The following is a 25,873-nucleotide window of genomic DNA, read 5'->3' as shown; positions in this document are numbered from 1 at the left end:
CTCAGATGAGCGCTTTTTTACTGATAAGTATGGACTAGTTTTGTAAAACTGAGATGTCTGCAATTGCTGTAAATAACTGGCGTAGGCGAGTGAGTAAGCGTAAGCGGTTAGCTTTTAATGCTTCATCATCTGCCATAACCATTACATGATCAAAGAAAGCATCTACAGGCTCGCGTAATTGTGCAAGGTGTGTCAATGCCTCAGTGTAGTTCTGCTCTTTAAGTAATGGTTGAACAATTGGTTCAATATTCTGAATGGCAGCATAAAGAGCTTTTTCAGCATCTTCAATCAGCTTATCTTCAGCAATGTTGTCTTCAGCCACATTCTCTTTTGCAAGAATATTTGCAACGCGTTTATTGGCAGCAGCAAGGGCGCTTGCTTCGGGAAGCGTACGGAAGTGATTGACTGCATTTACACGGCGGTCAAAGTCTAATGGTGAGCTTGGAGAAAGAGCTTGTACCGCTTGAAGTACATCTACAGCCACACCTTGGTCTTCATACTTTGCACGATAACGTCCTTCTAGGAAAGAAACTGCATCGGTACGTGTTTTTTCATGGTCTTGAATTACGTCACCGTAAGCATTGAGTGCAAAGTTAACTAACGTTTCAATCGTTACATTCAACTTATTTTCAATAATTAAACGTAAGATACCAATAGCAGAGCGTCTAAGCGCAAATGGATCTTTTGAACCTGTGGGTGCTTGTCCAATGCCAAAGATACCAACAAGGGTATCTAGGCGGTCTGCAAGCGCAAGTGTTGTACCTGTTTTTGTCTTTGGTAAAGCATCACCTGCAAATTTAGGTAGATACTGTTCACCTAAAGCTTCAGCTACTTCATCATTTTCACCTTCGATACGTGCGTAATATGTACCTGCAATTCCTTGTAATTCAGGAAATTCGCCCACAAGTTCAGAGGTTAAGTCACATTTTGCAAGGTGTGCTGCTTTTTCTGCATCTGCTGTATTTGCACCTGTAATTTGTGCAATTTGTTGAGCAAGCTGTGCAATGCGTTTAGATTTATCCCAAAGTGTACCAAGCTGTGCTTGGAATACCATTTTTGCAAGTTTTTCTGAACGGCTTGCAAGTGGTTGTTTCTGGTCTTGTAGAAAGAAGAATTCGGCATCACTTAAACGTGGGCGAACAACTTTTTCGTTCCCTTCAATGATCTGACTTGGGTCTTTCGACTTAATGTTCGATACAGTAATGAAGTAAGGTTGTAATTGATTTTCGCTATTGATCAAACAGAAGTATTTCTGGTTGTCTTGCATGGTTGTAATAAGTGCTTCTTGTGGTACAGCAAGATAGCGCTCTTCAAAAGTTGCTCTTAATGCTACAGGCCATTCTACAAGTGCAGTTACTTCATCTAGTAAGTCATTTGGTACAATAGCAGTTGCATTAACTTCGTCTGCAAGTACTTTCACTTGAGCTTGAATCGTTTCTTGGCGTTTTGAAAAGTCAGCAACAACATATGCTTTTTCTAGTGCTGCAAGGTATTCATTTGCATGTGCTAGCGTAATTGCCTCAGGGTTATGGAAGCGATGTCCATAAGTGATAGCACCTGTAGGATGATCTTGAATTGTCGCTTGAATCACTTGATCATCTTTAAGCAAAACAACCCATTTTACAGGTCGTACAAATTCTGTACGGCTTGCAGCAGAGCGCATGCGTTTAGCAATAGGTAGTTGATCTAAAGCATGTTGTAAAATCGTAGGAAGTAGGGTATCTAAATCTTGCCCTTTAATTTCTTTGTAATAGCAGACTTTCTCAACTTTACCTGCTTGAAATTTTTCTACTTGGTCTAGGGTAATGCCTTGACCACGCATAAAGCCTTCTAATGCTTTTGTTGGGTTACCTTCAGCATCATATGCAGCAGGTACAGCAGGGCCATCAAAGCGTTTTTTTGTATCTGCTTGTGCACTGTCTACATCTACAATTTTTAGTGCAAGACGGCGCGGTGCAGCATATGCCTCAATTGTAGAAAACTGAAGCCCAGCATCATTTAAGCCTTTTTCAGTATTGGCTTTTAACGCATCGCGTAATTTTTTTAAGCTTTTCGGTGGAAGCTCTTCACAGCCGAGTTCAAATAATACAGTATGTTTAGTCATTATTTTTTCTCCGCTTTTGCTGCTTCATTTTCAGCTTGTAATTTTAACTCTGCGAGTACCTCATCTCTTAAATGAGGCTCAGCCATTGGGAAGCCTAATTTTGCACGTGCTTCCACATAGCTTTGAGCAATTGCACGAGAGAGTGTACGAACACGTAAAATATAGCGCTGACGTTCTGTCACAGAGATAGCGCCACGAGCATCTAATAGGTTAAATGCATGAGATGCTTTAATCACTTGTTCATAAGCAGGTAGAGGTAAATCTACTTCTGTTAAGCGTGTTGCTTCTGCTTCGTAGAAGTCAAAAAGTTCAAAGAGTTTTTCAACAGGTGCATATTCGAAATTATATGTCGATTGTTCAACTTCATTTTGATGGAATACATCACCATATGTCACTGTACCAAACTGTCCTTTTGTCCAAACTAGGTCATAGACTGAATCGACACCTTGTAAATACATGGCTAAACGCTCAAGACCATAGGTAATCTCACCTGTTACAGGGTAGCATTCAATCCCACCGACTTGTTGGAAGTAGGTAAATTGTGTTACTTCCATACCGTTGAGCCAAACCTCCCAACCAAGTCCCCATGCACCTAGTGTTGGAGATTCCCAGTTGTCTTCAACAAAACGAATGTCATGTACAAGTGGGTCTATACCAATCGCTTTAAGAGAGTCTAAATAAAGCTGTTGTATATTGTCAGGATTTGGTTTTAGCGCAACTTGGAATTGATAGTAATGTTGTAGGCGGTTTGGGTTTTCACCATAACGTCCATCTTTAGGGCGACGAGAAGGTTGAACATAAGCAGCATTCCAAGTTTCTGGCCCTAGCGCACGTAAGAAAGTTGCGGTGTGGAATGTTCCTGCACCCATTTCCATATCGTAAGGTTGTAGAACAACACAGCCTTGCTCAGCCCAGTAGTTTTGAAGGGCAAGAATTAAGCCCTGAAATGTATCAATATGAGAGATGGCGCGACTCATGTGGCATCCAATTAATTATAAGAAAATATTACCTATAAGTATAAGGATTTTGATGAGTGGTGGCAAAGTTTAATATAGATGTGAAAAGGTAAAGCCTCTACTCAAAAGTAGAGTAGAGGTCAAATATTTAATGTGCACTTTCTTCATGTACAGTACGCATCGTGCCATTGGTTGTTCTGTATTGATCGATTGCTATATTCTCTTTAGGTATAAGAAGCCATAAAACTAAATAAACAAGAATTCCGGGAAATGCTGCACTTATGACAGAAACTAAGACAAAAATAACGCGAAGGAGATTTGCATTCCAGCCAAAACGCTCTGCTATACCTCCCATTACCCCTGCAATCATATGACGCTTACGTGAGCGATATAAACCTGAAGATTTCATAAATAAGTTCCTCTAAAATGAACTGTTATGGCATGCCATGTAATTATAATAGGGGCAAATTTAGATAATTAAATATATACATAATTGTAAAGCGTTAATTTATGTAAATAATTTAAGTGTTTGTATAAATGTTTATTAAAATGAAAAATAAATATTTTGATGAAACTACATTTTTATAGCCAATATATTGAATATATAAGACTTATTAAAAGTGGTTTTGCAGCTTGTAACATCAATGAAGCCATACTATGTCAAAACCTACATTTTTAAATGCTAAAAGATCATTAAATACAATTCTTTTATTAAGTTGTATCGTGACGCTAACAGGATGTAATAAAAATGAAGACTTACCGAAGGATTCAAGCAGTCACACTACACAAAGTAGTATAGAAGATAAAAATTTATGGAATGTTGCGGGGCAGAGTGTTGTACCTCAAAGCTTTACTAAAAAGGGTTATTCGCGTTCATTAACACATAGTGAAAAAGCACTTGTTGGTCGTTATGTTGTGACAATTCCTTGTCATGACCCTGTTGCACGTTGTGGGAGCAGGCATAATGGTTCAGTTGACTTCATATTAAACCTTGCATCTGATGGTTCTGTATATCGCCTGATTAAAGGTTTAGGAATGATACAGGTAGATACAAGAAAAGCTCTAGATGATGATGTGGAGTATGATCATTGGACTGAGGTTTCCATTCATAATCAAAAGTATATTGTAACTTCTTATGCGACGGGTATGAGATTCTTTTATAAGGTACTTTCGAATGATCGTCTAGTAATGGATATCAATAGAACGAAGCTTGTGAACTTGCAAGAATACAGGCAAGGATTTCCTTTTCCAATGGAAAATTATCAGTTAAAGAAACAAGCATAAAAAAACCTCTTAGCAAAACTAAGAGGTTTTTTTGAATCTTGGTGGGTCGTCCGCGACTCGAACGCGGGACCAATGGATTAAAAGTCCACTGCTCTACCAACTGAGCTAACGACCCATAACAGGTTTCAAGATAAGTGGTGGGTCGTCCGCGACTCGAACGCGGGACCAATGGATTAAAAGTCCACTGCTCTACCAACTGAGCTAACGACCCATCTCGTCTTGATGGAGCGTATTGTAGCAACTTATAGAATGATGACAAGTATTTTTTAAGAAAAAAGCGATTGGTTGTTTATAAAAAAGGCAAAAACCAATTTTTTAGGCAAAAAAACAGCAATTATTGATGATTTTATATATTTAAAATTAATTCTATTCTGTTTTATAAAAGATCATAGATGATTTTCTTTATATTTATATGACAAAAAAATAGCTACTCGAAAGTAGCTATTTTTTCTTTTGAAGTATTATTCTTCAGTTGGTTCAACAGGTGTTACTGCTTTTTTAGGTGGTCGACCACGAGGACGACGGGGACGAGCAGCTTTATCTTTGCTTGTTGCTTTAGCTTTCGTAGTTTTTTTAGCCGCAGGCTCTACTTCTGATTCAGAATCTGTATTGTTAACAGATTCTTCTTCAGTAGCTTTTACAGGCTCTTCAGTAGTAACAGCTTTTGTACTTCCTTTCTTTTTGGAAGCCGGTGCTGGTTTTTCCTCTTTAGCAGCTTCAACTGGTACTATTTTATCCTGTTCAGGAGGCGTTACTTCAGTAGTATTGGCTTCTACAGCTTCTACAGCTTCTACAGCTTCTACAGCTAAAGGCTCGTCTATAGATGGTGTAGTTTCTTGTATAACCTGTGCTTTTTGCTCTTCCTCTATGTGCTTCGCTTTTGCTTGCTCTAAAGCTTGTTCAGCAGCAAGTTTAGCTAAGCGACGACGTTCACGAGGATCATTTGCAACACGTACTTGCTGTGATTTTGGAGGTGTTAATGGAATAACAGCAGCAGGAGCTTCCTCTTGGATCACTTTTGTTGGAACTTCAACGTCACGTGTTACAGGTGCTTTTTCTTCATCCGTTACTTCTTGAACATCTAATGATGTATTGACCTGAGTAGAGTATTGCTCAGTAAATTTAAGTAGTGCACGGTTGAAAGTTTGCACTAAGCCAAATTGCTCAATGAGTACTGTACAGTCTTCACCATAAATATGGCGAATTAAACTTCCCATACTATATTGTGCAAGCTCAGGGATTTGAGTTGGCTTCAGCTTCACTGCCTGAGTTGTTACTTGGGGCTTTTGACCTTGCTTTTGACGACGGCGTGAGCGTGGATCATTACTTGCACGCTGCGGCTTTTGAGCAGGTTTTGAAACTTCAGCAACTTTTTCCTTTTCTACAGTTTTTTGAGACTGTGTCTCAGTCACTGTATTTTGTTGCGGTTTTTTGCTTGGTGCAGTTTTTGGCTCAGAAGCAGTACTAGGCGCTACTTTTTGGATTACTTCTTGCTGTGTCGAAGCTTCAGATGCCGTGTTTAAAGCAACAATATCCTTAGTTTCTTTATCTACGTTAACAACAAGCGCTGTTGGCATTTCCTCATGACGAGGTGTATCAATCAGTTCTACTTTGACTGCTTGATTTGAGTTTGCTTTAGGTGCTTGAGTAGGTTTTTCTGCTTGCTGCTCTAAAACACTCGTATCGCGCTGGCGGTTTGGTCGGCTTGGACGTTGTTGATTACGGTCACGGCGAGGAACTGCTTGGGCTTGATGTTCAGTATTTGCATTTTGCTCGACTTGTTGAGGAGCATCTTGCTGTTGCTGACGTTTTTGTTGACGTTTAAGCTCACGCATTTCTTGACGAGAAAGTTGTACAACCTCTTCATGCACTTGATGGTTAGCGGCTTGATCATTGTTGTTATAGTCACGTTGATCTTTTGGCTTATTATTTCTTGGTTTTTTATTTCTTTGCTGTGGCTTTTCTTCTTTTTCAACAGGCGACTTTTCATTTTTTGCAGGCGCTTGGTTACGTGCCATGTAAGCATTGTTGCTTGGTATAGCTTCCGGCGTAGCTACTTGTGTCTGCTGTGTTTGAAGCTGACCAAATTGCCCACGACTTACAGCACCATTATTCACCATTTGTTCAATTGCAGCAGCAGCATTATTTGCTGTACGTGATTGATCAGTCGTATGAGCTTGCTTTTGTACAAATAAGTTTTCTAACCAAGCACATGGACTATGGTTTTGCTGTGTAGGCTGTTGTACTTGGGGTTGTTTACTTGAATGCGCATTGTTTGGACTAGATGCATTTACGCTAGGTTTTTGCCCATTCTTTTGCGTTTCTTTTATCGCTTGATGATGATGCGTGTGTTCCGCTTCATCTAAGTGCCACTGAGATGATTCATAACCCAATTCTTTTTCAGTAGAACGAGTCGCTTCAGTACGTTCGTAGCTTGTTGGCGCAAAACCTTCAGGATTGTACTGAATTTCGTAATGAGGTGTTTCTAAGTGAGGGTGCGGAAGTACTGTAATTCGTACATTCGAAGTTTGCTCGAGGTAAACCAAGCTATGACGTTTTTCATTGAGTAAGAATGCTGCAATTTCTACAGGCACTTCTATTTGTACTTCACCTTGACGCTCTTGTAATGCAATTTCTTCAACTTTACGCATAATAGATAAAGAAAGAGAGCGTACATCACGTACCATACCTGTACCATGGCAGCGAGGGCAAACGTAACCTGTTGATTCTTCAAGTGATGGACGTAGGCGCTGGCGACTCATTTCCATTAAACCAAAGCGAGAAAGCTGACCAAACTGGATGCGTGCACGGTCACTTTGAGTGGCTTCACGAAGTTTAGCTTCAACCATACGCTGATTACGGTCTTTGCCCATATCAATGAAGTCAATAACCACTAAACCACCAATATCTCTGAGGCGGAGTTGGCGAGCAATTTCTTCAGCTGCTTCTAAGTTGGTATTAAGAGCAGTATCTTCAACATCTTGTCCACGTGTTGACTTGGCAGAGTTAATGTCGATAGAAACAAGTGCTTCTGTTTGATCGATAACGATAGAACCACCAGATGGCAGTTTTACTTCACGTTCATATGCTGTTTGAATCTGACTTTCAATGCCAAAATGTGCAAATAATGGTTCATTGAGGGTATAGGTTTTTAGCTTATCTAGTTGACGTGGCATCACAACTTTTACAAAGTTATATGCTTCGTTAAATGCTTGTTCATTGTCGATAAGAATTTCAGAAACATCATCACGTAAATAGTCACGAATAGCGCGCGTAACGACACCTGCTTCTTGGTGTACAAGCATTGGAGAAGGGCCAGAACTTGCAGTATTTTGAATTTGTGCCCAAAGGTCGAGTAGGTGTTGTAAGTCAAGTTGTAATTCTTCTTGGCTACGACCAATACCTGCTGTACGAACAATAACACTCATACCACGTGGCATATTTAAAGATGCCAGCATTTCTTTGAGTTCTTCACGAACTGCGCCCGAAATTTGACGGCTAATACCGCCACCTTTTGGGTTGTTTGGCATAAGAACAAGGTAGCGACCAGCTAAAGAGATGTAAGTAGAAAGTGCAGCACCTTTATTGCCACGTTCTTCTTTTTCAACTTGAACGAGTAGCTCTGTACCTTCTGTAATAAGCTCACGAATATTTGAACTGTCGCGTGCATCTGCGTTTAAATAGCTACGTGCAATTTCACGCATTGATAAAAAGCCTTGACGCTGTGCACCGTATTCAACGAATACAGCCTCTAAAGAAGGCTCTACACGTGTCACATGACCTTTATAAATATTTGATTTTTTTTGCTCTCTGGTACGGTTTTCAAGATCAAAGTCATATAGACGCTGACCGGTGATAAGTGCAACACGGACTTCTTCAGCATGTGTTGCATTGATCAACATACGTTTCATGGGGTAATACCTAATCATTGAAACATAACGATAAGTCAGCCTATTTATGGGGCAATTTAAATGAAGAGAACAAATATGTCTGGTTGTAAGGCAGAGCGATTAGACCATTTAAAGGGGCTTGGTTCTCTTTTATATTTTAAATTGCTTAAGCATCCTTTTGACTAAATTCACCTAAATTTTACCGCCACATTTGTTGTATTGTGAAAACCACCTGACTGTAGAAAGCATTTTCGTCCTTGATAGGCGTTTAATACGGAATGTTCATCGCATTAAGGCTATAACTACAGTATTTCAATACATCAAATGCTTAAGCCTGAGTAATATTCAGGGAGTGACTTATCTGATGTGTTTCAGTTTACATTAATAAACCAATCGAAATTGGCAACAAATCTTTTTGGGGTAGACTATTTTGTATGCAAAAGCATTATTTCACGCGATAGTCTACTATTTTGCCGATATAATAAAGCCTTTGGCATCGGCATATTCTTTTGGGACCACTCCGAGTTTATGATGAGTATATTAAAGCTGCATGATTCATCCATTAAGCTAGGTGAATATTTTTTGTGCACATTCTCATTTACGGGGGTATCCGAGCGCTGACTATATCAAACCTTGCGGCATCTGCCTATGGGTTTAGCAGATGTTTATTGTGAAATAATCTCTCTAAGTGGTCATATTTTATTCAAAAATGTTAAATAAGGTTTTAAAGTAGTTGTATGAATTCCAATCAGCAATGGCAAAGTGTCACTTGGTTTGAGGTTGATGAAAATCAGCTAGATCAGCGTATCGATAATTTTTTATTTTCACGTTTAAAAGGTGTACCTAAAAGTAGAATTTATCGCTTAATTCGTGAAGGGCAAATACGTGTAAATAAAAAACGTATTAAGGCAGATACACGGCTAAGTATTGGCGATCAAATTCGGGTTGCTCCAATCCGTTATGAACAAAAGCAAGATACAGATGTGCCTGTAAGTGATGATGTGGCTCAAGGGCTGCTCAATCGCATTGTTTATGAAGATGAAGGTCTTATTGTAATTAATAAACCATCAGGTATTGCAGTACATGGTGGCAGTGGTATTGCTTATGGACTCATTGAAGCTTTACGAACAGTGACAGGAAAGAAGTATTTAGAGCTTGTGCATCGCATCGATAGAGATACTTCTGGACTAGTGATGATTAGTAAAAAAAGAAGTGTTTTAAAAGCTTTACAAGATTTATTGCGTCAGCACAAAATACAAAAGACGTATGCTGCGATTGTAAAAGGTCAAGTGAGTTTAAATGAGCAGCATATTAATGCGCCATTACTACGTTATGAACTTGCAAATGGAGAGCGAAGAGTTCGTGTAAGTAAAGATGGTAAGCCAAGCGAAACTATTTGGAAAGTGGCACAAAGATTCAAGACAGCCACACTTGTGCATGCCTCGCCATTGTCGGGCCGTACGCATCAAATTCGTGTACATGGTTTAAGTATTGGTCATCCCTTGTTAGGTGATGAAAAATATGGGCATAATATAACCTATCATGGGGTTGCACCAAGAAGATTATGCTTGCATGCAATGCGTTTAGAAATTCCAAATTATCCAGCAATTGAGGCACCTTTGCCTGAAGATATGCAGGATGTTTTGACTCATTTAAGTAAAGAATAAAATGGATAAAACAAAACTTGTTGTTTTTGATTGGGACGGTACATTATTTAATTCAATTGATCAGATTGTAAATAGTTTGCAGTTTGCTGCAAAGCAATATGATCAGCCACTCAGCTATGCAGATGGGAAAGATGTTATTGGTTTGGGGTTACCTGAGGTCATGCAACGTCTTTTTCCTACAGTGCCACATTTGCATGAAAAACTCCTTGAGAGTTATGCAACGCATTATGTGGAATACTCTAAAAATGATCTATGGTTTGATGGTGTTGCAAATATGCTGTCTGATTTAAGACAAAAGGGAGTACGACTTGCTGTTGCAACAGGAAAGAGTAGACGAGGGCTTGATCGTGTTTTAGAGAAAACTCAAAGTACGGATATCTTCGAAATTACACGTGCTGCAAGTGAAACAAAGTCTAAGCCTGACCCACTCATGCTACAAGAAATTTTAGCCTATACAGGGGTATCTGCAAGTGAAGCGATTATGGTTGGTGATACCAGTTATGACCTTCAGATGGCACAGAATATTGGCATGCCTAGAATTGGGGTAACTTATGGTGTGCACCCTCAAGATATTCTTTGCAAGCATGACCCTCTAGTGGTTGTTGAAAATATTGCAGATTTACATCAAGCATTATTAAATTATATTTAATTGCATTTATTAATTAGATCTTTGGTGCATATAGCACCAAAGATCTTTTTTCTACTCTTTCTTAGTTATGTGAAAGGTCAAAGAAAGTTTGCATCATATCTAATAGGCTTTTGAGTGCAATTGAGTCATTTTCTTTTTTATAACTCATAATAATATCTAATGTAGGTAGCTCTTTTTCAAGTGACCGAACAGCTAGATTAGGTAAGCTGCTGAAAGGGTCGACATATTTGGGTAAAATAGAGCATCCTTTACCTGCATTAATGAGCGCGAGGCTATCGACAATGGTTGCTGAGTGTTGAGTTACATTAAGTTTAATATGGTTTTGTTTTACGAAATTATTTACTGCTTGATTCATAATATTAAATGTTGCAGTTGTTGGAACAATAAATTCTAATTCTTCTAGTGCTTTGAGTGGTATACGATCTAAAGCTGCTAAAGGATGCTTTTGAGGTAAGATCAGGGCGAGTTCATCTTTAAAAATAACTTGATCTGCAATTTTTGGTTCATTTACTTTCTTACGGCTAAAAATAATATCTAAATCGCCTTTTTTAAGTGCTTTATGTTGCTCTAAGTCATCTAAGATTTTTAACTCAATTTTAAAGTTGGGGTACTGCATACGAAAGTGTGGGAGTACTTTAGGTAGAATACGGATTTCTGCTGCTGTAATGAAACCGATTCTAAGAATATGTTGTTTAGATAGATGAACTTGTCTTGCCATATGGATGGCTTTTTCTGCTTGAGCAATAGTTAAGCGAGCATGTTCTAAAAAAACAACGCCTTCTTCTGTAAGTTCGACTTTACGTTTAGTACGGTTAAATAACCGAACACCAATTTCTTCTTCTAAATCTTTAATTTGCTGACTTAATGAAGGTTGTGCTGTATATAATCTTAGTGCTGCTTTACTAAAATTTAATTCTTCTGCAACTGTTATAAAGTATCTTAGATGGCGCAATTCCATGAGATTGACCTAGGCATTTTGTTATTTAATTAAATACTTAGTATAGTCTAAAGCTTGTAAATTTAAAGTAAAAAAGTCTTAAATTATTTGAAAAATAATAGATATTTTTTTTGTTTAAATAATTTTTTAGTAGATTTTTTCTATAAGTGAAAGATGTTTTTATATCTATATGTTTTTTTTGAGACATGCCTTTGAATTATAATTATTTATAATAAACATGTAGCAAAAATGTACCAAATTGAAGGAGAGGATATAAAACGAAATATTAGAGTGATATGATGCATTTCACTTAAAATGTTGCATTATTTATGCATAACATTCGCATGAATGAGAATATCGTATAAGAATATAAAAGAAGAAGGTATGACTAAATCTAAGCCATTGCACTATCAGCTTTCTACAAAAAACTGTTGGTCTCATACGCTAACTAAACTAGATCAACAATTTGACCATTCGCCACATTATCATGATGGTCGTTTTCATAATGAACATGAATCGGAGAAAAAATCGGGTAAATATAAACTCTTTAAATGGCTTATAGGGCGTGATGCTAAATCGTGGAATATAGATATTGAGCGTGAGTTTAATGAGATACTTGCTCAATCTATAAATATGCAACCGATTAAATCAAGTACTGATCCTAAACAATGGAAAGTCTGGTTTGTCGGCCATGCAACAGCACTGATTAAAATAGGCCCATATAACTTTTTAACAGATCCTGTATGGTCAGAATATGCAGGGCCAAAGAGTGGTACGGGGCCTAAACGTGTGTGCCCAGCAGGAATAGCTCTTGAAAATTTGCCTCCTATTCATGGTGTGCTGTTAAGTCATAATCATTACGATCATATGGATATTGCGACATTGGAGTGGCTGCATGAGCAATTTCAAATGCCAATTTATACAGGGTTAGGAAATAGCTATTATTTACCTAAGCATTTTCATGTGATTGAGCTAGATTGGTGGCAATCTGCATATTTAGATGATTTTGAAATTATTTATACACCTGCTCAACATGGTTCTGGCCGTGGTTTACGTGACCAAAATCAGGCATTGTGGGGGAGCTTTTGTCTTAGGAAAGATGGTCAGTATTTATACTTTGCTGGAGATACAGGCTATTCGACGCATTTTAAAGAAATTCATACGAGGTATGGCGCACCACGTGTTGCTTTATTGCCTATAGGTGCTTATGAGCCAAGAGCATTGATGAAATATATGCATATGAATCCTTACGATGCTTTGAAAGCACATATGGATTTACAAGCACAGCGATCTATAGCAATCCATTATCGTACTTTTCAACTGACAGATGAAGACCGTAATCAACCTGAGGAGGTGCTTGAGCATGCGATAGAACATGCTTCTAAGCTGATGAATCCTTTTTATTGTATTCATGAAGGTAAAAAATTGATTGTATAACTTCATAAATAAAAAAAGCCTATCATGAGATAGGCTTTTTTTTGGCTTTAAAGCTGACTTATTCAGAATGACCATCTGTTTGTTCTGTAATATGCCCATCTTGTTGTTGATATGAGCTATGACCACTTGCATGTAAGGCTTTGCGCACGCCTGTTTCATAATCAGGATTAATACGAGAAAAATGTACAAGTTGGCGTTCAATAATTTCTTTAGGAACACCTTGCATTGCATCAGCAATATTACTGAAGAGACGTGATTTCTCACCATCATCAAATAGGTTGAATAGACCAGTGACTTGGATATAGTCATTGTTGCCTTCATCTTCACGATGATTAAAGCGATCTACAATGTTTGAATTTAATTTTAATGGTGGTTCTTTGACATCAGGGTTTTGAGTAGGGCCACCAAATGAGTTTGGTTCATAATATGCATCTGGATTTGGGAAGTGTTCCTGAATGTTCATTTGCCCATCTTTATGATAGTGATGAACAGGACAAATAGGACGGTTTACCGGAATGTTTTCATAATGTGTACCTAGGCGGTAACGATGTGCATCAGCATAACTAAAGACACGTGCTTGTAGTACTTTATCAGGAGAGAAGCCAATTCCTGGTACAGCATTTGAAGGAGAGAAAGCAGCTTGTTCAATTTGTGCAAAATAGTTTTCAGGATTGTGATTTAGTTCGAGTACACCAATTTCAATAGGTGGATAATCTGCATGAGGCCATACTTTTGTTAAATCAAAAGGGTTATATGATGTTTTTTCTGCATCTAATTCAGGCATGATTTGAACTTGAACTGTCCATTTAGGATAGTCACCATTTTCAATGCTGTAATACAAATCTTCTTGAGTTGTTTCACGGCTTTCACCAACTTTTTGTTGTCCTTCAGGGTTTGTCCAATGACGGTGCCCTTGCTGAGTTTTAAAGTGAAATTTCACCCAAAAACGTTCGCCATTTTCATTCCAAAAAGAGTAGGTGTGTGAGCCGTAGCCGTTCATGTGTCTTACATCAGTAGGTAAACCACGATCTGACATTAAAATAGTAACTTGATGTAGACTTTCAGGAGATTGTGACCAGAAATCCCACATTGCTGTTGGTGAACGTAGGTTTGTACGTGGGTGACGTTTTTGTGTATGAATAAAGTCTGGGAACTTTAATGGGTCACGAATAAAAAATACAGGTGTATTGTTTCCTACGAGGTCCCAGTTTCCTTCTTCAGTATAAAATTTTAGGGAAAAACCACGAACATCACGTTCTGCATCTGCAGCACCCATTTCTCCTGCAACTGTAGAAAAACGTGCAAGCATTTTTGTTTCTTTTCCAACGCCATTAAATATTTTTGCGCGTGTGTATTCAGAAAGGTCTTTTGTCAGTTTAAATGTACCAAAAGCACCCCAACCTTTTGCATGTACAGTACGTTCAGGAATGCGCTCTCTGTTTTGGTGTGCTAACTTTTCAATGAGTTGCCAATCTTGTAATAGTAAAGGACCTCTAGAATCCACAGACAAGCTGTTTTGATTATCAGCAATGGGTGAGCCGGCTGTTGTCGTTTGATGGTATGGGCATTTGCTCATGGCTAACTCCTATATTTATATTGTTTAGGGCTTGCTATATATTTTTCTTAAAATAGTATGAATACTTATTTTGTGTGAATATTATACAGAGTGTAGTCTTTAGAAGTGTGTATTCACGTTGTTGTATGTTACTAAGTGTACAAAGTATATAAATATGAATAATATGTGCTTTTTTACGTTAAAATAAAAAATAATAAAGAGAAGTTGGTATTTTTAGATCAAAATACTGTCATAAAAATAACCTATATTTTGATAAGAATTGAGAAACATAGGCTTTGTCTATAAAGATGATCAAAAAATACGGATTCCAATTTAGATAGAAAAAAATTAGTTTAAACAATATCGTTTAGTCGGAGTGGTAACGTGAATAATAAATCGCAAGCTAAATGCCCATTTCATGCAGATGGTGCAAATACAAATGCAGCTAGCTCAAATACAGATTGGTGGCCAAACGCCTTAAACCTAGATATTTTGTCGCAGCATGATCATAAAACAGATCCAATGGATCCAGACTTTGACTATGAAAAAGCATTTAATTCATTAGATATTGAAGCAGTTAAAGCGGATATTCGTGAATTGATTTCTTCGAGCCAAGATTGGTGGCCTGCTGACTGGGGAAGTTATGTAGGTATGTTTGTACGTACAGCTTGGCATTTGGCTGGAACATATAGAAAACAAGATGGACGTGGTGGTGCCAATACGGGTAACCAACGTTTTGCACCTTTAAATAGCTGGCCTGATAATGTGAATACAGATAAAGGTCGCCGTCTGTTATGGCCAATTAAGCAAAAATACGGGAATAAAATTTCTTGGGGTGATTTAATCATCTTAGCTGGTACAGTTGCATATGAAGTTGCAGGATTAAAAACTTTTGGTTTTGCAGGTGGTCGTAAAGATATTTGGCATCCTGAAAAAGATATTTATTGGGGTGAAGAGCGTCAATGGTTAGATGCAACAGAAAATCGTTATGAAAATGACCAAGATCGTAGTTCTTTAGAAAATCCGCTTGCGGCTGTGCAAATGGGCTTGATTTATGTAAACCCTGAAGGTGTAGATGGTAAATCTGATCCTTTAAAAACGGCACAAGACATGCGCGTTACCTTTGACCGTATGGCAATGAATGACGAAGAAACTGTTGCATTAACAGCAGGTGGTCATACTGTAGGGAAAGCACACGGGAATGGTAAAGCAGAATTACTTGGTGCAGATACAGAAGCTGCAGATGTTGAGTTCCAAGGTTTAGGTTGGCATAACCCTGAAGGCACAGGTAATGGTACAAATACCATGGTCAGTGGTATTGAAGGTGCTTGGACAACGAATCCTACCAAATGGGACAATGAGTTTTTTTACTTACTCTTTACATATGATTGGGAACTAACGAAGAGCCCAGCAGGTGCAACACAATGGGAACCTGTAAATATTAAAGAAGAAGACAAGCCGATTGATGCTCATAATCCAAATGTTCGTCGTAATCCAATTATGACTGATGCAGATATGGCATTAAAAATTGATCCTGAATATCGTAAGATTTCGGAACGTTTTTATAAAGACCCTGCTTATTTCTCTGAAGTGTTTGCACGTGCATGGTTTAAACTGACTCACCGTGATTTAGGGCCAAAAGCAAGATATCTAGGGACACATATTCCTCAAGAAGATCTAATCTGGCAAGACCCTGTTCCTACAGTAGATTATGTTTTAACTGAAGATGAAATTAAATCGTTAAAAGAGAAATTACTTGCAAGCGGTTTAACACATGCAGAGTTAATTAATACAGCATGGGACAGCGCACGTACATACCGTGGTTCAGACTACCGTGGTGGTGCAAATGGTGCACGTATTCGCCTTTCACCACAAAAAGATTGGGCAGGTAATGAGCCTGAACGTCTTGCAAAAGTAATTGCTACACTTGAACAGTTGCAAGGTACATTAGATAAGAAAGTAAGTTTAGCCGATCTTATTGTACTTGGTGGTACTGCTGCGGTAGAGCAAGCTGCAAAAGATGCTGGTGTAACTGTAACTGTACCGTTTACGGCAGGTCGTGGTGATGCAACACAAGATCAGACTGATGAATACTCATTTAAAGATCTTGAGCCAAAACATGATGGTTTCCGTAATTGGATTAAAGAAGATTACTCGGTTCAACCTGAAGAAATGTTACTTGATCGCACACAGTTACTGGGTTTAACTGCTCCTGAAATGACAGTGCTCATTGGTGGTATGCGTGTACTTGGTATGAATCATGGTCAAACAAAACATGGCGTGTTTACAGAGAAAGAAGGCGTACTTACAAATGACTTCTTTGTAAATCTTACAGACATGAACAATACATGGAAGCCTGTAGGTAAGAATTTATATGAAATTCGTGACCGCGCAACGGGCGATGTAAAATGGACAGCAACACGTGTTGACTTGGTCTTTGGTTCTAACTCTATTTTACGCTCTTATGCAGAAGTTTATGCACAAGATGACAATAAAGAAAAGTTTGTCAAAGACTTTGTAAAAGCATGGACAAAAGTAATGGATGCTGACCGTTTCGATGTGAAAGCATAATTATTTGAATAAAAAGCCCTCGCATATGCGAGGGCTTTTTATTAGTTAGTCAGTAGCCGATTGGTTTTTACCATATCTTCTAAGCCATTATTCCTAAAATAGTGCTCAATCCAACTTTTTACAAGTAATGGATTATTGAGTGTGAGGACATGATCAAGGAGAGCTTTTGCATCGACCATAGGGGTATGACAAATTGCTTTTCGTACACGTAAGATGTTGCTTGAACTCATAGAAAGGGTATTGAAACCCATTGCCATAAGTAAGATTGCAGAAAGAGGATCCCCTGCCATTTCACCACAAATACTGACAGGTTTATTGTATTTATGACACTCATCGACCAAGTGAGAAAGTGCTCTTAAAATTGATGGATGATAATGAGAGTAGACACCTGATACATGTGGATTGTTACGATCTACGGCTAAAAGATATTGAATGAGATCATTTGACCCAACTGAGAAGAAATCAACTAACTCTGCAAACTCATGAATTTGAAAGAGTACGCTTGGAACTTCAACCATAATACCAATTTTAGGTTTATTAATTTTTACCTGTTCTTCCTCTTGTACAGCGAGCCAATCACGCTCAAGCAGGTAGAGTACTTCTTCAACTTCGCTAACACTAGTCACCATTGGCAAAAGGATATGTAGGTTATTTAATCCAATACTTGCTTTAAGCATGGCGCGAATTTGTGCTGAAAAAATTTCAGGGTGGTCAAGTGTAAAGCGAAGTCCTCTCCAGCCTAGTGCAGAATTGTTCTCATGAATAGAAAAATAGGGCAGTTCTTTATCTGCACCAATATCTAATGTACGCATAATGACAGGTTTGTTAGCAAAATGGCTCAACTGTTGTCTGTATATAGCACGTTGTTCTTCTTCTCCAGGGAAGCGATCTCTAAGCATAAAAGGAATTTCACTACGGTATAAACCGACACCTTTTGCACCACGCTGTACACCGCGTACAACATCAATCATAAGACCTGTATTTACAAATAAACGAACTTCTACACCATCGGGGGTTATAGAGTCTTTAGTTTCATAAAGCTTTAAATCTTTAGCAATTTGTTCTTCTTCTTTTTGAATCTCTTTATAGCGTTGACGTAAACGACGAGGTGGGTTAACAATGACTTTACCTTGGTAAGCATCAATAATCATTTCGACATCATCTAGCGTATTTACGGGTAATTCTGTTACGCCGACAACAGTTGGAATGCCAAGTGCACGTGCAACAATGACCATATGTGAGTTTGCTGCACCTTCACTGGTTACAATTGCTGCAATTTTATCGACAGGAAGTTCAACAAGTGCCGCCGTACTAATTTCATCACCGACTAAAATACTGTCGGAACTAAGTTCTTTATGTGTTGAATCTGCTTCTTGTAAGTATGCCAAAATACGGCGACCAAGGTCTTTTAAGTCGGAGACTCTTTCACGTAAGTAGTCATCTTCCATTTGTGCAAAAAGGGCACTGTGTTTATCAATGACCCGTTTTACAGCACCTTGTGCCCAACTGCCTGCCCGAATTTCATCTTGAATTTCTTCGGGCAATGCATTTTCATCGAGCATACGTAAAAATACACTAAATAATGCACGTTCCTCTGACATGAGAGAATCTTGCATTTTTTCATCAAGTGATCGTATTTCATGACGTACCGATTCGACGGCTTGTTCGAGTAGCTCTAACTCTTCACTAATATCTTCTGCTTCACGCTCGGGAACAGCGGAGAGGTCGGCAGGTGGGTATAAAATAATGGCACGACCCAATGCAACACCACCAGATCCTGCAACACCTTTAAAAATTTTATAATTAGATGTATTTGCAACTTTACGAAATACATCGGTTGAACCGACAGCATGCGCATGTGCAATGACACCTGATAGTTGTGCGCAAAGCGTAACAAGGAAAGACTCAGCAGCTTCGCTAAAGTCTTGTCTAAGCTTACGTTGCACAACAAGTACACCCATCACTTTTCTGCGGTACATGACGGGTACACCAAGAAATGAATGATATATTTCTTCGCCAGTTTCAGGAAAGTAAGCAAATCGTTCATGCCCAGAAGCATTCTCTAGGTTTACAATTTCCTCACGTTGCCCAACTAAACCAACTAAGCCTTCACTCAAAGGAATAGATATATTGCCAACAGCTTCAGCATTTAATCCCTTGGTTGCCATGAGAACATAGCACTGGTTACGTTCATCAAGTAAGTAAATAGAGCATACATCAACATCCATTGCAGCTGATACCTGATTTACCATGATTTCTAGCGATTCATGTAAACCATTTGAAGCATTGATTTCTTGGACAATCCGTCTTAATGTATCTAACTGCATGTTGGACATGTACTGCATGCTCCGAAGTCAAGTAGAAGGCGATTTTTTATTTATATCAGTATCTAAATTTAAAATCATTCACAAAAAACATCTCTTTTAAGTTTTTTGTATGGGGACTTTGTTGCATAACTCTAACATTGCCTTGCGATAAACATCGCGCTTAAAGTTTACAACCTGACCGAGTGGATACCAGTAGCTTACCCACTGCCATTGATCAAACTCAGGTGGGTCTGATAAATGAAGTTGAATATACTTTGTTGAAGCAACAAGCTTCAGCAAAAACCATTTTTGTTTTTGACCGATACAGACAGGTGAAGAGTCTGAACGAATGTATCGGTGGGGCAGACGATAACGTAACCAGCCTTTTGTTTGTGCAACAATTTGAACGTGCTCTGGCAATAAGCCAACTTCCTCTCTTAGCTCACGAAAAAGTGCCTGCTCCGCAGTTTCTCCATAGTGAATACCGCCTTGAGGGAATTGCCACGCATTGTGACCAATGCGTTTTGCCCATAAAACTTGTCCGTTATCGTTTGCCAAAATGATCCCGACATTTGGTCGGAAACCTTCGGAGTCGATCATTTGGCTACCTTAATATATTATTTCTTATGGTCTTTCTTAAGGTGGGTTGTTAGGGCAGAAACCTCTTCATAAAAAAGACGACAGAATATTGTTAAAATTGCTATGATCTTAACGAATTTCTTGCCGTATGCGGTGATTGATTTACATTTTTTTTCTTTATTTTTCAAATTAAATGAGAATTTTCATGAAATTGGCTTTGTTTGACCTTGATCATACTTTAATAGATACCGACTCTGATCATTCTTGGGGTGAATTTTTGGTGACAGCAGGTCTTGTTGATGAAACATACCATCGTCAAATGAATGATAAGTTCTATGAAGACTATAAAGCAGGGTGTCTAGATCCAATTGCATATAATGAGTTTGTTTTTGAATTTCTAACAAAAAATAACCACGATACTTTGCAAATACTACATGCACGTTTTATGCAAGATGTGATTCGTCCAATGATGCGAAAAGAAGGCTTTGAAAAGATTGAATACCATAAGCAACAAGGTCATGAAATTGTAGGGATTACAGCGACGAGTGATTTTATTACAACGCCTATTTTTCATGAGTTTGGCATAACGAATGTTATTGCAACTACAGCAGAACAAAACAATGGTATCTATACAGGAAAAGTAGAAGGGACGCCATGTTTTCAAGATGGAAAATTGGTTCGCCTTAAACAGTGGTTAGATGGGCAAGAAGTAACTGAAAGCTGGGCATACTCAGATTCATTTAATGATCGATTCTTACTTGAATATGTTGACCATGCCACAGTGGTAACGCCAGATGACAAACTTACTCAACTTGCCCAACAAAAAGGTTGGCCTATTTTAGATTGGTCTATTTCAGTCAAGTAAGTTTAGTTATTTAAGCTTGTGTCATTTTTACCAGTTGAATGAGAGCTTCAGCTGCTTTGGATTGGCTTCTTGAGGGGTGCCAAACCAAACCAAGAGTTCGCTTTAACTCTAAATCTAAATCGAGTTGTTTCAGATCTTGATTAATGAGGGTTTTAGGTAGGACAGACCAACCCACGCCAATTGAAGCTAACATACGAATAGATTCTAGTGGGTTGTTGGTCATGCTTGTTTTTGGACGTAAGCCGCGCTTTTCAAACTCAGCAAGTGTAATTTGACTGGTATATGTTTTTGCAGATGGCAATAAACTTGGATAATGTGTGAGCTGTTCTAAGTTTAGATTAGACATTTGCGCAAGTGGGTGAAATGGTGCGGCAACAAAGACTAAAGGGTCTTCCCAAATAGGAAGATAATTGAGTCGTTCATCTCCTGTTGGTGGAAGTGTCAGAAAGGCAAGTTCCAAATCACCTGTAAGTACTTGTTCGTGTGCTTGTTCTGAATCTACAAACTTTACGTCTAAGTCGACATGTGGATACTGTTGCACATAACTTTTTAAATATGGGGGTGCATGATGTAGACCAATATGGTGGCTTGTACCAAGCTTTAAACGCCCTTGTACCTGTTCATGCTGATGACTTAAGTTATGATGAATATCGCCCAATTCATTAAGCCATGTTTTTACTTTTGGAAGAAGTAAATGAGCTACATGAGTGGGTTGAATTCCACGTCCTGCTGATTCAAAAAGTGAAACACTGAAGTATTCTTCTAAACTATGAATTCTTTTGGTGACTGCTGGTTGAGTAATAAAAAGATGTTCAGCAGCAATAGATACTGAACCAGTTTCCATAACTTTAACAAATGCTTCAAATGCAGCAAGATTCATAAGAGTACCTTGTTTAAGAATAATATAATTTTATGTTTGTTGATTTTTAATATAACTTTTTTTTATTTAAATGTGCAAATACATTTTGAAGTGAAAAACTACTGTGAATAAACCTTTTATTAATTATAAAATTTAGAATGAAAAATAAATTATTCCAAAAAGTTTATTAATGTATAAAAATGATAAATTAGATTTATCATTTTTAATTTATATAATCGAAGATAACAACCAACATAAACACCCAGTCCAATGGAGTATAACGACATGGCAGGCAAAACTTTATATGACAAATTGTGGGATGACCATTTAGTTAAGCAAAGAGATGATGGCTCAAGCTTAATCTATATCGATCGTCAGTTATTACATGAAGTAACATCACCACAAGCATTTGAAGGCTTACTGCTTGCAGGTCGTCAACCTTGGCGTTTAAGTGCAAATGTTGCAACACCTGACCACAATGTACCAACATCTAAAAAAGAGCGTGACCAAGGTATTGCGGGTATTGAAGACAATACCTCACGTATTCAAGTACAAACTTTAGATGATAACTGTAAGTCTTTTAATGTTGTTCAGTTTGGTATTAATGATGTTCGTCAGGGAATTGTGCATGTTGTTGGCCCTGAGCAAGGTTTAACATTACCAGGCATGACAGTGGTATGTGGTGATTCACATACAGCTACACATGGGGCATTTGGTTGTTTAGCTCATGGTATTGGTACATCTGAAGTTGAACATGTATTGGCAACACAATGCTTGGTTCAGAAAAAAATGAAGAATATGCTTGTCCGTGTTGATGGTACATTGGGGCAAGGAGTTACACCGAAAGATGTTGTACTTGCCATTATTGGAAAAATTGGTACAGCAGGTGGTACAGGTCACGCAATTGAGTTTGGTGGTCAGGTATTCAGAGATATGTCTATTGAAGGACGTATGACAGTATGTAATATGGCGATTGAAGCAGGGGCACGTGTAGGTCTTGTTGCTGTAGATGAAAAAACCATTGCATATGTAAAGGATAGACCTTACTCGCCAAAAGCTGAAAATTGGGATAAAGCGGTTGTATATTGGAATACACTTCACTCTGATGAAGATGCTTTCTTTGATACTGTTGTTGAAATTCAAGGCGAAGATATTGAGCCTCAAGTATCTTGGGGGACTTCACCTGAAATGGTTATTCCAGTTTCACAAGCAGTACCTACATTAACGCAAGCGAAAGATGATGTGCAACGTAATGATTGGACACGTGCGTATCAGTATATGGGGTTAACTGCGGGTCAGCCATTATCTGAAATCCATTTAGATCGTGTATTTATTGGTTCTTGTACCAATTCGCGTATTGAAGATATTCGTGCAGCAGCGGCTGTCATTAAAGGTCGTAAAGTGGCAACAACCATTAAACAAGCGATGATTGTTCCGGGCTCAGGAATTGTGAAAACCCAAGCAGAGCAAGAGGGCTTAGATAAAATCTTCTTAGAAGCAGGGTTTGAGTGGCGTGAACCAGGGTGTTCGATGTGTTTAGCTATGAATGCAGATAAATTGCAGGCAGGTGAGCACTGTGCTTCAACGTCAAACCGAAACTTTGAGGGTCGTCAGGGTAATGGTGGCAGAACACATTTAGTTAGTCCTGCAATGGCAGCAGCAGCAGCAATTGCTGGTCATTTTGTTGATGTCAGAACATTCTAAGGAGTCCAATAATGAAAGCTTATACAACGGAAGAAGGCATTGTTGCACCATTAGATCGTGCAAATGTTGATACCGATTTAATTATTCCAAAACAATTTTTAAAGTCGATTAAACGTACAGGCTTTGGTGATAATCTTTTTGATGAATTACGTTATTTAGATGAAGGTTATCCGGGACAAGATAATTCTAAGCGACCAAAGAATCCTGACTTTGTATTAAATCAGCCGCGTTATGCAGGTGCAACCATTTTAGTAACACGCAAGAATTTTGGTTGTGGTTCTAGTCGTGAACATGCACCTTGGGCATTAAACGAGTATGGTTTCAGAACGGTGATTGCACCAAGTTATGCAGATATCTTTTTTAACAATAGTTTTAAAAATGGTATGTTGCCTGTCATCCTGTCTGAAGCACAAGTTGATCAAATTATTAAAGCATCTTCAGAAATCGAAGGGTATCAACTTGTTGTCGACTTAAAAACACAAGAAGTACGTCTCCCGTCAGGAGAAATATTTAATTTTGAAGTTGATCCTTTTCGTAAGCACTGTTTGTTAAATGGTTTAGATGATATTGGTTTAACATTACAAGACAGTGAGGTAATTCGTGAGTATGAAGCACGAACTCAGCAATCACGTCCTTGGGTGTTTCAAGACTTAAGTGACTAAATTGCTATATTTAAATGATGGCGAAGTGATAGAACTGTTGCTAACATAATGTGAATTAGTTTTACTTTTATGTTGTTGGGTTGAATATTCATCATGCAGAAAATCATTGGTAAGGGTGCGTTTATTGGAATATGTATTGTGTTATTGACAGGTTGTCAAACCATGAGACATGCAATAGAAACAGTAAACATTCGCTCTAAAGCCCCTAAGCAGGAATCTGCATCGACAGTCATAGTGGAGTGTGAAGGAACAATAAATTGTGAATTTGAACGTGTAGATAATGTCATGGTTGTAGATGAGTCTACACATCTTATTCGTAGCGAAGCCATTGAAAAAGGTTATGTACGTTTAAAAGATAAATCGACATTTGGTTCAAATGCAATTTTTCTAGCACTTCCTGCACAACAACATGAAGTTGTTATTCGTTTTTATCCGATTTCTCTAGATCGGGCAGAAAAAATAAATGTTATCCAACAATTTAAGCCAAATAAGCATTATAAGTTTGTGATGTATAGAGAGCGTGTAAAACGTTCAAATCGCTTATTAAGTGTTTCTGTACCAGATCCGTTATGTGTACAGTTGCTTGAAAATGACAAAGCAGTTCGTCGTTTTTGTAAGCCTTATAATGTGCTCAATGGATTGGGTGAGTTTATTGAACAAAAAAATGATTGATCTGTATATCTAAATGCTATTCATGGTTTGTTTTGATATATAGCTCATGACTGAACTTTAATTTTGGAATATCTATGTCAAAACAAATTCTTGTATTAGCGGGTGATGGAATTGGCCCTGAAATTGTTGCAGCTGCAGAAAAAGTATTAGAAACAGTAAATAATGCATTTAAATTAGATCTACAGTGGGAACATGGCTTGCTTGGTGGGGTCGCAATTGATCAATATGGCGAGCCGTACCCAGAAGCAACCAGTGAGCAAGCCAAAAAAGCAGATGCAATTTTATTGGGTGCTGTTGGTGGGCCAAAGTGGGATCAGATTGAACGTTCAATACGTCCTGAGCGTGGCTTATTGAAAATTCGTAGTGAGCTTAATTTATTTGCAAACTTACGTCCTGCAATTTTGTATCCACAACTCGCAGATGCTTCAAGTTTAAAACCTGAGGTTGTTGCAGGGTTAGATATTTTAATTGTACGTGAGCTTACAGGTGGTATTTACTTTGGACAGCCACGTGGTATTCGTGAGTTAGAAAATGGTGAAAAGCAGGGCTATAACACAGACGTATATGCTGAATCTGAAATTAAGCGTATTGCAAAAGTTGCATTCGATTTAGCAGGTCTACGTGGTGGGAAAGTATGTTCGGTAGATAAAGCGAATGTTCTTGAGGTGACTGAACTTTGGAAGCAAACAGTCAGCCAAGAACAGCAAGAAAACTACCCAAATATTCAGCTCTCACATATGTATGTAGATAATGCAGCAATGCAATTGGTACGTGCACCGAAGCAGTTTGATGTGATTGTGACAGGTAATTTATTTGGCGATATCTTATCTGACGAAGCAGCAATGCTTACGGGATCAATTGGGATGTTGCCATCTGCTTCTTTAGATGAGCATGGAAAAGGTATGTATGAGCCTTGTCATGGCTCTGCACCAGATATTGCAGGAAAAGATATTGCAAACCCGTTGGCGACTATTTTGTCTGTCGCGATGATGTTGCGTTATACATTTAGAGAAGAAACTGCTGCGAAAGCGATAGAAGATGCAGTAGGTCAAGTATTAGATCAAGGGTTAAGAACGGCTGATATTTTGTCTGAAGGAATGACAAAAGTAGGTACAAAAGCAATGGGGCAGGCTGTTGTAGATGTATTAAATCGTACATTAAAATAAAAGTGCTATG

Annotated in this window: 19 protein-coding genes and 2 tRNA genes; 10 read left to right on the top strand and 11 right to left on the bottom strand. The window is 38.3% G+C overall.

Annotation, left to right across the window (positions count from 1 at the left end):
- Positions 1-34: 34 nt before the first annotated feature.
- The 3 genes from glyS to P256_RS09385 form a co-directional block, all read right to left on the bottom strand.
- A complete protein-coding gene (glyS, locus tag P256_RS09395; RefSeq protein ID WP_023273447.1) occupies positions 35-2,104 on the bottom strand; it encodes a glycine--tRNA ligase subunit beta in 2,070 nt (689 codons plus the stop codon).
- Positions 2,104-3,081: a glycine--tRNA ligase subunit alpha gene (gene glyQ, locus P256_RS09390; RefSeq protein WP_023273446.1), complete on the bottom strand. Its 978-nt coding sequence runs from the start codon at positions 3,079-3,081 to the stop codon at positions 2,104-2,106. The genes glyS and glyQ overlap by 1 nt, the downstream gene beginning before the upstream one ends.
- A gap of 127 nt (positions 3,082-3,208) precedes the next feature.
- Positions 3,209-3,469 carry a PspC domain-containing protein gene (locus tag P256_RS09385; RefSeq protein ID WP_023273445.1) on the bottom strand — a complete coding sequence of 87 codons (261 nt, stop codon included), beginning with the start codon at positions 3,467-3,469 and terminating at the stop codon, positions 3,209-3,211.
- 248 nt (positions 3,470-3,717) lie between these two features.
- On the opposite strand from P256_RS09385, the gene P256_RS09380 reads away from it, so the two are divergent.
- Positions 3,718-4,344, top strand: a complete 627-nt coding sequence (locus P256_RS09380) for a hypothetical protein (protein ID WP_023273444.1) — start codon at positions 3,718-3,720, stop codon at positions 4,342-4,344.
- A 39-nt stretch (positions 4,345-4,383) separates the two neighbouring features.
- On the opposite strand, the gene P256_RS09375 is transcribed toward P256_RS09380, so the two are convergent.
- The 3 genes from P256_RS09375 to P256_RS09365 all read right to left on the bottom strand — a co-directional run bounded on the left by P256_RS09375 (position 4,384) and on the right by P256_RS09365 (position 8,255).
- Positions 4,384-4,459: transfer RNA gene (locus P256_RS09375), tRNA-Lys, on the bottom strand.
- Positions 4,460-4,479: 20 nt separating this feature from the next.
- Positions 4,480-4,555: transfer RNA gene (locus P256_RS09370), tRNA-Lys, on the bottom strand.
- A gap of 250 nt (positions 4,556-4,805) precedes the next feature.
- Positions 4,806-8,255, bottom strand: coding sequence for an Rne/Rng family ribonuclease (locus tag P256_RS09365; RefSeq protein WP_023273443.1), 3,450 nt, complete (start codon positions 8,253-8,255; stop codon positions 4,806-4,808).
- A gap of 716 nt (positions 8,256-8,971) precedes the next feature.
- Between P256_RS09365 and P256_RS09360 the strand changes: the two genes are divergently transcribed.
- Complete coding sequence (locus tag P256_RS09360; RefSeq protein WP_023273441.1) at positions 8,972-9,901, top strand: RluA family pseudouridine synthase; 930 nt, start codon at positions 8,972-8,974, stop codon at positions 9,899-9,901.
- Position 9,902: 1 nt separating this feature from the next.
- On the top strand, positions 9,903-10,550 hold the full coding sequence (locus tag P256_RS09355; RefSeq protein WP_023273440.1) for an HAD-IA family hydrolase: 648 nt from the start codon (positions 9,903-9,905) through the stop codon (positions 10,548-10,550).
- Between the two features lie 61 nt (positions 10,551-10,611).
- Here the strand turns inward: P256_RS09355 and P256_RS09350 are convergent, their stop codons facing one another.
- Positions 10,612-11,508 (bottom strand): LysR substrate-binding domain-containing protein, encoded by an 897-nt coding sequence (locus P256_RS09350; protein ID WP_023273439.1) that lies wholly within the window; start codon positions 11,506-11,508, stop codon positions 10,612-10,614.
- 363 nt (positions 11,509-11,871) lie between these two features.
- Here P256_RS09350 and P256_RS09345 point away from each other — a divergent pair, with 363 nt between their 5' ends.
- On the top strand, positions 11,872-12,924 hold the full coding sequence (locus P256_RS09345; protein ID WP_040332106.1) for an MBL fold metallo-hydrolase: 1,053 nt from the start codon (positions 11,872-11,874) through the stop codon (positions 12,922-12,924).
- A 58-nt stretch (positions 12,925-12,982) separates the two neighbouring features.
- Here the strand turns inward: P256_RS09345 and P256_RS09340 are convergent, their stop codons facing one another.
- Positions 12,983-14,500 carry a catalase gene (locus P256_RS09340; RefSeq protein WP_023273437.1) on the bottom strand — a complete coding sequence of 506 codons (1,518 nt, stop codon included), beginning with the start codon at positions 14,498-14,500 and terminating at the stop codon, positions 12,983-12,985.
- A 363-nt stretch (positions 14,501-14,863) separates the two neighbouring features.
- Here P256_RS09340 and katG point away from each other — a divergent pair, with 363 nt between their 5' ends.
- Positions 14,864-17,050 (top strand): catalase/peroxidase HPI, encoded by a 2,187-nt coding sequence (gene katG, locus P256_RS09335; protein ID WP_023273436.1) that lies wholly within the window; start codon positions 14,864-14,866, stop codon positions 17,048-17,050.
- A gap of 41 nt (positions 17,051-17,091) precedes the next feature.
- On the opposite strand, the gene ptsP is transcribed toward katG, so the two are convergent.
- Entirely contained in the window at positions 17,092-19,386 is a 2,295-nt protein-coding gene (gene ptsP / locus P256_RS09330) for a phosphoenolpyruvate--protein phosphotransferase (RefSeq protein WP_023273435.1), read from the bottom strand.
- Between the two features lie 87 nt (positions 19,387-19,473).
- Positions 19,474-19,956, bottom strand: coding sequence for an RNA pyrophosphohydrolase (locus tag P256_RS09325; protein ID WP_023273434.1), 483 nt, complete (start codon positions 19,954-19,956; stop codon positions 19,474-19,476).
- Between the two features lie 184 nt (positions 19,957-20,140).
- Here P256_RS09325 and P256_RS09320 point away from each other — a divergent pair, with 184 nt between their 5' ends.
- The gene (locus tag P256_RS09320) at positions 20,141-20,800 is read left to right on the top strand and encodes an HAD family hydrolase (RefSeq protein ID WP_023273433.1); all 660 of its coding nucleotides are present in this window, start codon (positions 20,141-20,143) and stop codon (positions 20,798-20,800) included.
- Between the two features lie 10 nt (positions 20,801-20,810).
- Here P256_RS09320 and P256_RS09315 read toward each other — a convergent pair whose 3' ends face one another.
- Positions 20,811-21,680 carry a LysR family transcriptional regulator gene (locus P256_RS09315; RefSeq protein WP_023273432.1) on the bottom strand — a complete coding sequence of 290 codons (870 nt, stop codon included), beginning with the start codon at positions 21,678-21,680 and terminating at the stop codon, positions 20,811-20,813.
- Between the two features lie 264 nt (positions 21,681-21,944).
- Between P256_RS09315 and leuC the strand changes: the two genes are divergently transcribed.
- The 4 genes from leuC to leuB all read left to right on the top strand — a co-directional run bounded on the left by leuC (position 21,945) and on the right by leuB (position 25,863).
- Positions 21,945-23,363, top strand: a complete 1,419-nt coding sequence (gene leuC / locus P256_RS09310) for a 3-isopropylmalate dehydratase large subunit (RefSeq protein ID WP_023273431.1) — start codon at positions 21,945-21,947, stop codon at positions 23,361-23,363.
- A gap of 11 nt (positions 23,364-23,374) precedes the next feature.
- A complete protein-coding gene (leuD, locus tag P256_RS09305) occupies positions 23,375-24,025 on the top strand; it encodes a 3-isopropylmalate dehydratase small subunit (protein ID WP_023273430.1) in 651 nt (216 codons plus the stop codon).
- A 93-nt stretch (positions 24,026-24,118) separates the two neighbouring features.
- On the top strand, positions 24,119-24,697 hold the full coding sequence (locus tag P256_RS09300; RefSeq protein ID WP_040332104.1) for a hypothetical protein: 579 nt from the start codon (positions 24,119-24,121) through the stop codon (positions 24,695-24,697).
- A gap of 74 nt (positions 24,698-24,771) precedes the next feature.
- A complete protein-coding gene (gene leuB / locus P256_RS09295) occupies positions 24,772-25,863 on the top strand; it encodes a 3-isopropylmalate dehydrogenase (RefSeq protein ID WP_023273428.1) in 1,092 nt (363 codons plus the stop codon).
- Positions 25,864-25,873 lie beyond the last annotated feature (10 nt).

The sequence above is a fragment of the Acinetobacter nectaris CIP 110549 genome (assembly GCF_000488215.1).
Classification (GTDB): Bacteria; Pseudomonadota; Gammaproteobacteria; order Pseudomonadales; family Moraxellaceae; genus Acinetobacter; species Acinetobacter nectaris.
This window is presented reverse-complemented; position numbering and strand designations above follow the sequence as displayed.